This is a genomic window from Mycolicibacterium aichiense, assembly GCF_010726245.1.
GTDB classification, from domain to species: Bacteria; Actinomycetota; Actinomycetes; order Mycobacteriales; family Mycobacteriaceae; genus Mycobacterium; species Mycobacterium aichiense.
Map to the genome: position 1 here is coordinate 2766148 of NZ_AP022561.1, position 12754 is coordinate 2778901.

General features: G+C 65.7%; 10 protein-coding genes. 5 read left to right on the plus strand and 5 right to left on the minus strand.

What is annotated here, in order from left to right; all coding sequences use genetic code 11:
- Positions 1-5 precede the first annotated feature (5 nt).
- Entirely contained in the window at positions 6-1187 is a 1182-nt protein-coding gene (locus G6N32_RS13375) for an acyl-CoA dehydrogenase family protein (protein WP_115321153.1), read from the minus strand.
- A 119-nt stretch (positions 1188-1306) separates the two neighbouring features.
- Between G6N32_RS13375 and G6N32_RS13380 the strand changes: the two genes are divergently transcribed.
- A complete protein-coding gene (locus G6N32_RS13380) occupies positions 1307-2914 on the plus strand; it encodes a flavin-containing monooxygenase (RefSeq protein ID WP_172507291.1) in 1608 nt (535 codons plus the stop codon).
- A 51-nt stretch (positions 2915-2965) separates the two neighbouring features.
- On the opposite strand, the gene G6N32_RS13385 is transcribed toward G6N32_RS13380, so the two are convergent.
- Entirely contained in the window at positions 2966-3823 is an 858-nt protein-coding gene (locus G6N32_RS13385) for an alpha/beta fold hydrolase (RefSeq protein ID WP_410432744.1), read from the minus strand.
- 174 nt (positions 3824-3997) lie between these two features.
- Here G6N32_RS13385 and G6N32_RS13390 point away from each other — a divergent pair, with 174 nt between their 5' ends.
- From G6N32_RS13390 to lhgO, 3 genes are read left to right on the plus strand one after another with little or no spacing between them, the layout of a single operon-like run.
- Positions 3998-6193 (plus strand): adenylate/guanylate cyclase domain-containing protein, encoded by a 2196-nt coding sequence (locus G6N32_RS13390; RefSeq protein WP_410432778.1) that lies wholly within the window; start codon positions 3998-4000, stop codon positions 6191-6193.
- Positions 6190-7605 (plus strand): mechanosensitive ion channel domain-containing protein, encoded by a 1416-nt coding sequence (locus G6N32_RS13395; protein ID WP_115320006.1) that lies wholly within the window; start codon positions 6190-6192, stop codon positions 7603-7605. Before G6N32_RS13390 ends, G6N32_RS13395 begins: the two co-directional genes overlap by 4 nt.
- Positions 7592-8791, plus strand: coding sequence for an L-2-hydroxyglutarate dehydrogenase (lhgO, locus tag G6N32_RS13400; protein ID WP_115320007.1), 1200 nt, complete (start codon positions 7592-7594; stop codon positions 8789-8791). Before G6N32_RS13395 ends, lhgO begins: the two co-directional genes overlap by 14 nt.
- Before the next feature lie 6 nt (positions 8792-8797).
- On the opposite strand, the gene G6N32_RS13405 is transcribed toward lhgO, so the two are convergent.
- The 3 genes from G6N32_RS13405 to G6N32_RS13415 are packed head-to-tail and all read right to left on the minus strand — an operon-like array spanning position 8798 to position 11786.
- Positions 8798-10108, minus strand: a complete 1311-nt coding sequence (locus tag G6N32_RS13405; protein WP_115320008.1) for a DUF1214 domain-containing protein — start codon at positions 10106-10108, stop codon at positions 8798-8800.
- On the minus strand, positions 10098-11261 hold the full coding sequence (locus G6N32_RS13410) for a sulfotransferase family protein (protein WP_115320009.1): 1164 nt from the start codon (positions 11259-11261) through the stop codon (positions 10098-10100). The genes G6N32_RS13405 and G6N32_RS13410 overlap by 11 nt, the downstream gene beginning before the upstream one ends.
- 57 nt (positions 11262-11318) lie before the next feature.
- Positions 11319-11786, minus strand: a complete 468-nt coding sequence (locus tag G6N32_RS13415; protein WP_232077630.1) for a MarR family winged helix-turn-helix transcriptional regulator — start codon at positions 11784-11786, stop codon at positions 11319-11321.
- Between the two features lie 100 nt (positions 11787-11886).
- Between G6N32_RS13415 and G6N32_RS13420 the strand changes: the two genes are divergently transcribed.
- Entirely contained in the window at positions 11887-12753 is an 867-nt protein-coding gene (locus G6N32_RS13420) for an EamA family transporter (RefSeq protein WP_163789259.1), read from the plus strand.
- The last annotated feature ends 1 nt before the right edge of the window (position 12754 follow it).

Consider the following 12754-nt stretch of genomic DNA (forward strand, 5'->3'; position numbering starts at 1 on the left):
TCCGATCAGATCATCGCCCGCAGTGGGCCCTGCGGATCGACACCGAACGAGCTCAGAGCCGACGCGTGATAGACCGTGCCCGGCACGTGGATGGCGTGGGCCATCCCGGTGTGGGCGTCGCGCCAGTAACGCTGCAGCGGCTTGTCCATCCGCATCGCATTGCCGCCGGAGCGGGCGAAGATCTCGTCGACGGCGCTGACCGCACGCCACACCGCACGTACCTGGGTGCGCCGCCCGGCGGCGCGGTCCTCGAACGAGACCTCTTTGCCGGAATCCACCATGTCGTAGATCCGGTCCACGTTCGCCAGGATCTCCTGGCGGGCGGCGTTAATGTCGGCGGCGGCCTCGCCGATCGCGTACATCACGTAAGGGTCGTCCTTGATGGCTGTGCCTGCCGCACTGACCCGCTCACGCTGATAGTCCAGGTGTGCGGCCAGCGCGCCTTCGCAGATGCCGATCGTGGCCGAGGAGATGCCCAATGGGAACATCGTCGACCACGGCATCAGGTAGAGGGTGTCGGTCATGCCGGCCTCGCGCTGGGCGGTGCCGTCCATGACCTTGAACGCGTCCATCACGCGGTACTCGGGCACGAACGCGTCCTTGACGATGACGTCCTTGGAGCCGGTGCCCCGCAACCCCACCACATCCCAGGAGTCCTCGACGATTTCGTAGTCCTTGCGCGGCAAGATCATGTGCAGCATCTGCGGTGGCATCTGCACCTTGCCGTCGGCATCGCTTTTGATGGCGCCCAGGAAGATCCAGTCGCAGTGGTCGGTCCCGGAGCTGAACTGCCAACGGCCGTTGAAGATGTAGCCGCCGTCGACCGGCCGGGCGATGCCCTGCGGGGCGTAGGGCGAGGCCACCCAGGTGTCGACGTCGTCGGCCCAGATCTCCTCGGCCACCCGTGGGTCGGCATAGGCCAGCTGATAGGGATGCACGCCGACGACGCCGTTGATCCAGCCCGCGGCGGGGTCGAGTGCGGCAATCGCCATCACGGTCTCGGCGAACTCCCGCGGGTGCACTTCCAGACCTCCGTACTTGGCCGGCTGAAGAAGGCGGATATGGCCGGCTTCCTTCATCGCCTTGACGGTCTGATCGGTGAGCTTGCCGATTTTCTCGGCCTCAACGGCCTGCTCGCGAAGCTGGTCAGCGATCTCCATGGTCTTGTCGAGCACCGAAGCAGTCATCATGCATCCTTAGTCCAGGTCTGGGCTGTTGATCTCATCCTGAACCCGCGAGGCCGTCAGTACCGGGCAATGTCTCGATGAGCGGGGCTACGTCAGAATTTGGTCCTACTCTGCTGGACATGAGCGCAGCGGAGGAACTCGACGTGGTCGTGGTCGGCGCCGGATTCGCCGGGCTGTACGCGCTGCACAAGTTCCGCGGGCAGGGGCTGTCGGTCCGTGTTTTCGAGGCGGCCCCCGAGGTGGGCGGCACCTGGTATTTCAACCGTTACCCGGGAGCCCGATGTGACGTCGAAAGCGTTGACTACAGCTACTCGTTCTCCGACGAACTGCAGCAGGAATGGACGTGGACCGAGAAGTACGCCACCCAAGCGGAAATACTGGCCTACCTGAATTGGGTCGCCGACCAGCTCGACCTGCGCCGCGACATCAGCTTCGACTCCCGGGTGATCTCAGCGGTCCTCGACGAAGGCACGCTGCGCTGGTCGGTGACTACCGAGGACGGCCGGATGACCACTGCCCGGTTCGTGGTGATGGCGACCGGGGCGTTGTCGGCCGCCATCACGCCGGCGTTCGACGGGCTGGACACCTTCGGCGGGGAGATCTATCACACCGCGCACTGGCCACACGAGGGTGTGGACTTCGCCGGCAAGCGGGTCGCGGTCATCGGCACGGGTTCCTCAGGGATCCAATCGATCCCGATCTTCGCCGAACAGGCGCAGCACCTGTATGTCTTCCAGCGCACCCCCAACTACAGCATCCCGGCGGGCAACTCCGCGTTGACCGCCGAGCAGGTTGCCGAGGTCAAGGCGAATTACGCCGAGCGCCGGCGGATCTCGATGCGAAGCGGCGGCGGCTCGCCGTATGTGGGCACGACCACACCCACCATGGCGGCGTCGCCCGAGGAGCGCCGCGCCGCGTTCGAGAAGCGTTGGAGCCTCGGCGGTGTGCTGTTCTCCAAGACGTTCCCCGATCAGCTCACCGACCAGGCCGCCAACGACGAGGCGCGGCGGTTCTGGGAAGAGAAGATCCGTGCGGTCATCGATGATCCCGCGGTCGCCGAACTGTTGATACCCGACGATCATCCGATCGGGACCAAGCGAATCTGCACCGATTCCAACTACTTTCAGACCTTCAACCGGCCGAACGTGACGTTGATCAGCGTCCGCCGCACCCCGATCGTGTCCGTCGACCGGACCGGCATCGCCACCTCCGCAGAGCACGTGGATCTGGACGCGATCGTGTTCGCCACCGGATTCGACGCGCTGACAGGGGCTTTGGGCAAGATCGATATCGTCGGGCGCGGGGGAGAGCGCCTGGCCGACGACTGGGCCGACGGCCCGCGCAGCTACCTGGGTCTGGGCGACGACGGTTTCCCCAACCTGTTCGTGGTAACCGGCCCGGGGGCGCCGGCCGTGCTGGCGAATATGGTCCTGCACGCCGAGGCACACGTGGATTGGATCGCCGCCGCCATCGGCTATCTCGACGAGCATGGGTACGCCGGCATCGAGGCGCGCCCGGACGCGGTTGAGAACTGGCTCGCCGAGCTCGACCAGCGCGCCGCGACCACGCTGTTCCCTAAAGCCAACTCGTGGTATCTGGGTGCCAATGTGCCCGGTAAGCCACGGGTTTTCATGCTCTTCATCGGCGGCTTCGGGACCTACAACGACATCTGCGCCGAGGTCGCCGCTGACGGATACCGGGGCTTCGACCTGATCAGGATGAGCTAGTCCCGATTGCCCGACTCCTCCTCATCGCTCGTTCCTCGCTCTGCATCGTCGTCAGGCGTCCCGCTGCAGGAAGCTCATCACCGTGGTTTCGAACGCCTGCTTGGCCTCGATCATCACCCAGTGTCCGCAGTTGGGGAACACGTGCAGCTCGGCGTTGGCGATGGTGCGCATCGGGATGAGTGCCATGTCCAACGGGCTGACCCGATCGTCGCGGCCCCACGTCAGCAGGGTGGGCGCCTTGACCTTGTGCATGATGGCCCACGGCAGCGGGAAGTCGGCGTTGCGCATCATCTTCGTCATGGCCGCGAACGCCGCCTTGCCGTACATCCGCCGCGCGCTCTCGAGGGTCTCGGGATCGGTGGCCAGTGCGAAGCGCTCCTCGATGAGTTGCTCGGTGACCAGTGCCGGGTCGTAGACCATGGAGTTGAGCCAGTCGATGAGCCGCTGGCGGGTGGGATCCTCGGTGAACTCCTGGAGCAGCCGAATTCCCTCGCTCGGGCCCGAGCTGAAGATGTTGGTCCCGATGCCGCCGATGGTGACCAGCTTGCCGATCCGGTCGCGATGATTGATCGCGAAGTTGATGCCGACGCCGCCGCCCATCGAGTTCCCGATGACGTCGACCTTGTCGAGGCCGAGCGCGTCGACGAACGCCGGCACCGCCGCCTGCGCATCCAGCATGGGGTGGCCGCCGAAGTCGTCGCTGACCCCGAATCCGGGAAACTCCAGCACCAGGCACCGGTAGCGCTCGGCGAAGAACGCCAGGTTGCCGCGGAAGTTGCGCCAGCCGGTGACTCCCGGCCCGGATCCGTGCAGCAGCAACAGGGTGGGGCCCTCACCGGCCTCGTGGTAGCGCAGAACGCCCTTCTCGGTGGCGATCTCGCGCTTGGTGCCTTCGTAAGTCGTGTCCACGGGTGCTATCCGACCATCGGGCCCGGGGGTGTGGCAACCAGGTGTACCGCTGGCCGGGCCGTAGCTCGGGCTGATATCAGCAGTCTCGTAGGCCTCATTTGCCACATCATCCTGCTAATCTGCACCGGGACCGGTTAGCTGCGGGGTGACCGCGAAAGGGTGCCGATGTCGCAAGTGACTGAGCAGAGCGCGTCGCAACCCGTGCCGACGCCGGATCCCGCCCCTGGCAAGCGCGGGCTGCTGGAGCGGTTCCGCCGCGATCGGCTGCTCGCGCGGGTCAGTATCCAGTCCAAGCTGATCTTGATGCTCGTGCTGTGCACGATGCTGGCCGCAGCCGTCGTCGGCGCGATCGCCTTCGAAGTCGGCCGCACGTCGCTCCGCACTGCTGTGTTCAGCCGGTTGATCGAGATCCGGGAGGCGCAGTCCCGTGCCCTCGAGGGCCAGTTCGGGGATCTCAAGAATTCGCTGGTCATCTACAGCCATGGCACGAGCACGTCGGACGCGCTTGCGGCGTTCACCGCCGGGTTCAATCAGCTCGACAACGTAGCGATCAGCCCGGCGCAGTGGCAGGGAGTGCTCGCCTACTACGACACCTTCATCAAGCAAACCGAACAGCAGAGCGGCACCCAGTTGGATGCGGCCGCCTTGTTGCCCACAGCCCCCGCCCAGCGATATCTGCAAGCCAACTACACAGCGCGGTTACCCACCGACGACGCGGCAATCGCCATGGGCGACGCCGGTGACGGGAGCCAGTGGTCGGCCGCAAACGCGCGGTACCAGGATTTCTTCCGGCAGATCGCCACCCGGTTCGGTTTCCAGGACGCCTTACTCCTCGATGCGCGCGGCAACGTCGTCTACAGCGCTTATAAGGGTGTCGACCTCGGCACCAACATCATCACCGGGCCCTACGCCGGCTCGAAACTGCATGCCGCCTATCTCAAGGCGATGTCGGCCAACACCGTCGACTATGTCGGCCTTACCGATTTCGAGTTCTATCAGCCGGCTCAGATGCAACCCACCGCGTGGATGGTCGCCCCGATCGCGCCGAACGGCAGAACCGAAGGCGTGCTCGCTTTGCAGTTCCCCATCTCGAAGATCAACCAGCTCATGACCTTCGACCGACAGTGGAAGGATGCCGGCCTCGGCGCCACTGGAGAGACATTTCTCGTCGGACCCGATGGACTGATGCGGTCGGACTCGCGAGTGTTCGTCGAGGACCCGCAGCGGTACAAGCGCGAGGTGACTGCGGCGGGTACACCCGCTGAAGTCGCCGACAAGGCGATTCTGCTCGGTGGCACCACGTTGGTGCAGCCCGACGTATCCCAAGCCACATCCAACGCGCGGCGGGGCGAGACCGGCACGCTGGTGTCCAGCGACTACCTGGGCAACCGAGCCCTCCAGTCCTATGCCCCTCTGCCCGATCACAATTCGGGACTGCAGTGGTCGATCATCGCCAAGGTGGACGTGGCCGAGGCTTTCGCCAAAGAATCCTCGTTCACCCGCACGATGGTCCTCAGCACCGTCGGGATGATCTTCATCGTCTGTGTCCTGGCGGCCTACCTCGCGCAGGTGTTCGTGCGTCCGATCCGCCGGCTGGAGGCCGGGGCGCAACGCATCGCTGCGGGTGACTATCTGGTTGCCATCCCCGTGGAAACGCGAGACGAACTCGGTGACCTGACGCAGGCGTTCAACGATATGAGCCGAAGTCTGACCGTCAAAGATGATCTCCTCAAAGAGCAGCGGCAGCAAAACGACGAATTGCTCCGGTCCCTGATGCCGGACGCCGTGGTCGAACGGTTCCGGCAAGGCGAAGAGACGATCGCCAGTGAGCACCACAATGTCACCGTCATTTTCGCCGACCTGCTCGGCATCGACCGCCTGCAGGCCGAAATGAGCCCCGGCGACTACCTGGCGCTGGGCAATGAGTTGATGCGCCAGATCGAAGCCGCCGCAACCGACTTGGGTATCGAGAGCGTCCACACCGTACGCAACGGTTATCTGGCCAGCTGTGGGCTGACAGTGCCCCGACTCGACAACGTCCGACGTACGGTGGATTTCGCGGTCGAATGCGTGCGGATCGTCGAACGGTTCAATTCTGATGCGGGCATCGCCTTGCAACTGCGCGCCGGAATCGACAGTGGAGATGTGGGTAGCGGCCTCATGGGCAGCCCATCGCTCGTCTATGACATGTGGGGCGACGCGGTGAACCTGGCGCATCAGGTCAAGGATGGTTCACCGCGTCCAGGCATCTTTGTCACCGCCAAGGTCTATGAAGCCCTGCGAGACACGATGACGTTCGTCGAGGCGGGATCGGTCACGGTCGGTGACACGGCTCAACCGATCTGGCAGGTGTCGGAGGACCAGCGATGAGTGACGTGTTCACCTCGGCCTGGTTCTACTGGGCAATAGGGATCGCCATCGGGCTGCCCGTCGGGCTAATCACGCTCACCGAGTGGCAGCACGCGCTCCGCCGCAGGAAAAGCTTTCTGCTGAAGCCGGTGACTCTGCTGCGCAACTACCTTCTGCCGCTGGGCGCGCTGTTGCTCTTGATGATCGAAGCCAGCCGGGTGCCGGCGGGATCGACCTCGGTGCGGATGGTGGGCACCCTGGTAGCTTTCGTCGTCCTGGTCCTGCTGCTCTCGGGGATCAACGCCGCAGTGTTCCAAAGCGCACCGGACGGAAGCTGGCGGAAACGAATTCCGGGAATCTTCCTCGACGTCGCCCGTTTCCTGTTGATCGCCGTGGGCCTGGCGATGATCTTCGCCTACATCTGGGGTGCCAACGTCAAGGGCCTCTTCACCGCGCTCGGAATCACCTCGATCGTTGTCGGCCTGACACTGCAGAACTCGGTCGGCCAGATCATCTCCGGGTTGCTGATGCTGTTCGAGCAGCCGTTCAAAATCGGTGACTGGCTTGATACTCCGGCCGCCAAAGGGCGGGTCGTGGAGGTGAACTGGCGAGCCGTCCATCTCGAAACCGGCACCGGCCTGCAGATCACACCGAACTCGGTACTGGCTGGGGCATCGTTCACGAACCTGAGCCGGCCGCCGGGAAAGCACACGATCATGGTCACGAGCGTCTTCGCGGTCGATGACGCTCCTGACGAAGTGTGCGCCATGCTCGTGCGGGTGGCCTCGGAGCTGCCGCAGTGCCACCCTGATCTGCCCCCGTCGGCAGTTCCCTTGGGGGCCAAGGAGTACCAGACCAAGATTCCGTTGAAGTCGCCGGCCGATGACGGAAAGGCCAAAGCGACGTTTCTACGCTGGGTCTGGTACTCGGCACGACGTGCAGGTCTGCACTTGGACGAAGCGGAGGACCAATTCTCCACTCCCGAGCGAGTCACCGCGGCGATCCGTTCCATCGTCGCGCCGACATTGCGACTGGACCGCGAAGAGCAGCAGCGTTTGATCCCGCACGCGACGATGGAGCGGTTCGGCGACGGAGAGCTTGTGCAGCGCTCCGGTGAGGTTCCCGCCGGCATCAAATTCATTGTCTCCGGCGAGGTTCGGTTGACCGCTATCGCGGAGGACGGCAGCGAGGTGGTGGTCGGCAGCCACGAGCGCGGTTCGTTCCTGGGACAGAGCACGCTGACCCGTCAGCCCGTGATCGGCTGGTCGTACGCGGTGGGCGAGGTCACCATGGTCTACCTGGCCCGCGAGCAGGTTGAGACGATCGTTCACGACAATCCCTTGCTCTTGCAGGAATTCGGCCGCACGATCGAGCAGCGCCGTGACTACATGCTGCGAGCGGTCGCGACGAGTGAGGGTGATGACGCGTCCTGAGCATGACCTCGTTGTCGTCGGCGCGGGCATCGTCGGCCTGGCGGTGGCCAGGGAGTGGATGTCGCGGCGTCCCCAGGACTCGGTGGCCGTCGTCGAGCGCGAGGACGGGCCTGCTCGCCACCAGACCGGCCACAACTCCGGGGTGGTCCATGGCGGGATCTACTACCCGCCGGGATCGCTGAAGGCTCGGCTCTGCGTCGACGGCGCCCGGATGATGTACGAGTACTGCGAGCACAACGCCATCAGTCACGAGCGGTGCGGCAAGCTGATCGTCGCGGTGTCAGCCGACGAGTTGGGCCGTCTGGACGACTTGCAGGAGCGGGGCATCGCCAATGCCGTCCCGGGGCTGCGTCGCGTCGGTGCCCGGGAGATCGCCGAGATCGAACCCAATGCTGTTGGTCTGCAGGCACTTCACGCACCCAATACCGGGATCGTCGACTATCCCGCGGTGGCCCGCACCCTTGCCGCGGAGCTGACGGCCGCGGGAGTGTCGATCCGGTTCGGCACCGAAGTCACCGGGATCGAAGGGGCGGACAACCCGACCGTCCACACCACCGGCGGCCCGTTGCGAGCCCACACCGTCATCGCCTGCGCCGGACTGTGGGCCGACCGCCTCGCCCGTCGGGCCGGGGCGCCCCGCGACCCGCAGATCGTGCCGTTCCGCGGCGCCTACCTCGGACTCACGCCGACGGAGTCGCCCCGCCTGAACGGGATGATCTATCCGGTGCCCAACCCCGATTTACCGTTTCTGGGGGTGCACATCACCAAGCACATCACCGGCGATGTGACGCTGGGCCCGACCGCCATGATGGTCGGCGCCCGTGATGCGTACTCGCTGCGCCGGTTGAGGATTCGTGACTCCTGGGAGACGCTGGCGTGGCCCGGGACCTGGCGGGTGGCGCGCCGGTACTGGCGAGTCGGGCTGGACGAGATCCGCATGGCGGCCAGCCGACGGGCCTTCGTCACTGCTGCGGCCCGATACATGCCCGGCCTGACCCTGGCCGATCTGGACGGCAGCTCGCACGCCGGGGTGCGCGCCCAGGCCGTCGGCCGGGACGGCTCTCTCGTCGACGATTTCGTGATCTCCCGGGACGGTCACATCTCTCATGTACGCAATGCGCCGTCGCCGGCCGCCACGTCGGCGTTCGCGCTCGCCGGCGAATTGGTGGACCGCGTCACCGGCTGAGCCGGATCAGTACTGGCGGTACCGGCGCTGGACGTGTGCCTGACGGATGGCGATCTGTTCGGCACGTTCAGCGGCCGAGACCGTTCGACCCGTTGCCGGCAGGTGCTCGCCCAGCTGAGCCAATGGCACAGTGCTGACCGAGATTTCAGGCAGCTGCTCGGGGTCATCGGCGTAGGTCCACCGGAAGCTGAGGAAGCCCTTCTGCAGGCCGGTGGTGTCCAGCCAGTTCGGCACGCCGGGGTCGCTGGCGGCCACGACGTAACGGACCACGCCGTCAGCGTCCGGTTCGGCCTGAAACCCGTTGAGGCTGGATTGGTGATTGGCGTAATCCAGCGACTCACCCCATAGGTTGCTGAGGTGAAATCCGCTGTAGGCGGGCTCGACCGGCACTCGGGTCTCGATCAGCAGACTCTGGTCCGGTTCGAGATCGAAAACCCCGCCGGCGTAGACGTTGGTGTTCTGGCCGCCACCGGTCGCCAGATTGGCCCGCGCCGGTGCGTTCAATCCGTTGCGCGGCATGAACGTTGCGCCGTCACCGTTGCGGTCGCCGTGCGCCTCCAGGATGACGTCGTAGAACTCGTTCCAGAACTTCATCTGGTTTTCGACGATCGCACCGGCCCGGCGCATTCGGCTGGCAGCTCCCGGGGCGTCGATCGGCGCGGGATGGCGTCCCGCCTGACCGATCTGTTCGATGTGCAGATCCGGGCAGACCTCGTTGGCCCAGTCATGGAAGAGCAGCCGCACGATGAGGTATTGCGCTGTCCCGGAACCGTTGTCGGTGACCCGGCGGCTGGAAAGGTAATTGCCCGCAGTATCGGGGAGCGGTTCGGGACCGACCACGATCTCGAATCGGCCGTCGTCGTCGATGCACAATTCGCTACTGTCCAGCGACCCGGTGATCATGCGATGAACCGGGCTCAGTTCCATCAGACTGCCCGAGTCGCCGGCGTAGGCGGTGTGGGTTTCGAAGATGATGTACCGGGGCGCTTTCGCGAGTACCTGCCCCCGGATGCGGTAGGTCTGCTCGCCGTCGATGGCCGCGGAGAGGTAGAGCGCGTCGGCATTGTCGATGGTGGCTTTGTCGACGGGCTGGATGGCCCGCCGGAAGTAGGGAAAGTTCGGGTCTTCGAAAAAGGCACGTTCGATGGCGGCGAACGTGAACCCGAGCAGATAGCGGTAGCCCTCGGCCAGTCCGCGTTCGGTCGGCGGGGGAGCGTGCAGCGCTTCGGAGTCGACGGCGTCGCGAGCCCGGTTCAGGGCCGCGGTCAGATCGTCCCAGGCGGCGCGCAGCTCCGCTGCACCGTGGTCAGTTGGCACCGGCGTGTTCTCCTTCGTGTCCGTCGCCTGCCCAGCCGTACTGGTCGAAGAGGGGTGCGAGCCGGACGTGGATCGCTTCCGGGTCCAGGCCGAACTCCTCGAGGCTGTACCGGTGGGTGGTTTCGTGGCCTTGGCCGCGGGACGCCCCGATGGCGGCGGCCACGTCTGCAGGCAGATCGAGCTCGAGCTCGTCGTAGACGTGCCGCATGGTCGATGCGGGATCGCTGACCAGATCGCGGTAATCGACGACGCACGAACGTATTTCGGGATGGCGGGCGAGCACGTCGAGCGGATGACAGTAGGCATCGAAAGACTGATCGGCCAGGATCCGCATCGATTCCAGGATCAGGCGCTCGTCGCGGCCCTGCAACTGCCACGTGGTCTGCAACATCTTCAGCAGACTCGGAATGGTCTCGTAGGGATTGCGCATCGGCACAATGAATTTCGCGTCAGGGAAGGTCTCGATGAGTGCTTCGACCCGTCCGCAGAAGGTCGGGTTCTTGCTCAGATGCGTCCGGCCGCCGTTGAGGGCCAGCTGGCGCCGCACACACTCTTTGTAGAACAGCATGAGCCGCCTGCGCTTGGGTTCGCTCCACCGGTCGACGTGGTAGAAGTCGAGTTGACCCAGGTACGGGAAGAGGACGATCCAGAATCCCGATCCCAGTGACCAGGTGAGCAGGAAGTCGTCTTCCTCTGCGGCGAAGAAGCCGGTGCGGTGCATGTCATTGGTCTCGGCGAAGGCACGCTCCTCGATCGCCTCGATGCGGCGTCGCAACCGCTGTGCCCACAGCACTTCGTCAGCACGGAACAGCAGCCGGAGCAGCCGTTTCTCCAACAGCGACGGAAAGAACATCTCGTACATCATGACCACGCTGAACTGATCGTCACGAGCCATCAGTCGATGCAGGTAGGTCGTTCCGCTGCGGGCATGACCCACGCAGAAGACCGGCTCGCGGACCTCGGTGCGCCGCAACGAGGGGAACAGCACCGGGTCCAGCGCGAAGCAGACGGCGTGGAGGGCAGCCATCGCCGGAACGCCGATCACGAACACGGCGAGCAGCTTTCGGCGGCGGGACTTGTCGGTCTCGGCGTGCACCAGCCGCAGCATCGTGACGTAGTTGCCCACGTCGAAATGGAACCGTGCCCCGGCCATTATCGAAGGCTAGAAGCGAAAGATTGACAAAGTCAAGCAAATCATGGGGTGGCCGCGTCAGTCGTCGATCGGGGTGGCGAGGGAGTCGGCGACGAACCGGGTCAGGAACCGGTCGAACTGGTCGAGTTCGGCTTCGGTCCATCCCGACAGTGCCCGCCGCAGATGACCGATTCGGACGCCCAGCAGCTTTCCGGCTTCGCGCCGGCCCTGTGCGGTGACCGCCACCAGGGCGACCCGTAGGTCGGTCGGGTCCGGGTTGCGGGTCACGAGTCCCGCGTCGACCAGGGAGGTGACCTGACGTGTCGCCATCCCGAGGTCCATGTGGGCGCCCCGGGCCAGCGCACCCATGGGCAGCGGGCCGTTGTCGATCAGGATCCGCAGCAGCGCGTACGACGGTTGGGTCAGGCCCACACCCGCTGCGCCGGCCTGACGGGCAAACAGGGATCGGCTGCTGGTCAGGCGCACGACCTGGGCCAGGCTTCGGCTGATCGAGTCGAGAGACTCGTCCTTCGGTGAAGAAGTCACAGCTCGTCCGTTCCGCAGCGTCCGTTCCTTATGGGGTGTCAGAGACGTTGATACCAGCCCGGCGCTGTCACGGTGCGTGGGGTGTCGTTGAATGCGAACCATGACCGCACGTCCGGCTCGCGTGGGTGCAGCTCTCGCGGTGGGCGCGATGGTGTGCGTACAGCTCGGGCTTGCGGTGGCGATCGGACTGATCGGCCGGATCGGGGCCGAAGGCGCCGCGTGGCTGCGGGTGGCCTGGGCCGGGGTGCTGCTTCTGGTGCTCGTGCGCCCGCGGCCCTCGGCGTTCACCAGGGCCACGTTCGGGATCTGCGTGCTGCTCGGGTTGGTGACCGCGCTGACCACCATGTTGTTCATGGCCGCGCTGGCGCGCATCCCGATGGGGACGGCCAGCGCTCTGGAATTCCTCGGCCCGCTGGCCGTCGCGGTCGTCAGCGGCCGAGGGCGAGGCCGCTGGGGGTGGCCGGCGCTGGCCGCGGTCGGCGTCGCGGCGCTGACGCAGCCGGGCCACGGTGCGATCGACCTGGTGGGGGTGGGGTTCGCCCTGGGTGCCGCGGTCTGTTGGGCGGCCTACATCCTGCTGACTCAGCGCGTCGGCGACCGGGTGAACGGGCTGCAGAGTCTCGGGGTGTCGATGCCGGTGGCGGCGGTGACCACCACCGCGGCGGTCGGCTGGGCGGTGCTACCCCGGATGACGCCGGACATGATTCTCATCGGTCTCGGATTGGCCCTGTTGCTGCCGATCGCGCCGTTCGTCCTGGAGTTGCTGGCTCTGCGCCGCCTGAACGCCGCGGCGTTCGGGACGTTGATGAGCCTGGAGCCGGCGCTGGCACTGTTGATCGGGTTCGTGGTCGTGCACCAGGTGCCCAACTCGTGGGCGATCCTCGGCGTCGGCTTCGTCGTGGCCGCCGGCATCGGGGCGGCCCGCGCCGGCGCGCGCGACGCACCGACCGCCGTTCAGCCTGGGTAGC

Coding starts and splice junctions, on each gene's coding strand:
- G6N32_RS13395 (WP_115320006.1), top strand. CDS start 6,190: ATGAGTGACGTGTTCACCTCGGCCTGGTTCTACTGGGCAATAGGGATC.
- G6N32_RS13375 (WP_115321153.1), bottom strand. CDS start 1,187: ATGACTGCTTCGGTGCTCGACAAGACCATGGAGATCGCTGACCAGCTT.
- G6N32_RS13410 (WP_115320009.1), bottom strand. CDS start 11,261: ATGGCCGGGGCACGGTTCCATTTCGACGTGGGCAACTACGTCACGATG.
- G6N32_RS13380 (WP_172507291.1), top strand. CDS start 1,307: ATGAGCGCAGCGGAGGAACTCGACGTGGTCGTGGTCGGCGCCGGATTC.
- G6N32_RS13420 (WP_163789259.1), top strand. CDS start 11,887: ATGACCGCACGTCCGGCTCGCGTGGGTGCAGCTCTCGCGGTGGGCGCG.
- lhgO (WP_115320007.1), top strand. CDS start 7,592: ATGACGCGTCCTGAGCATGACCTCGTTGTCGTCGGCGCGGGCATCGTC.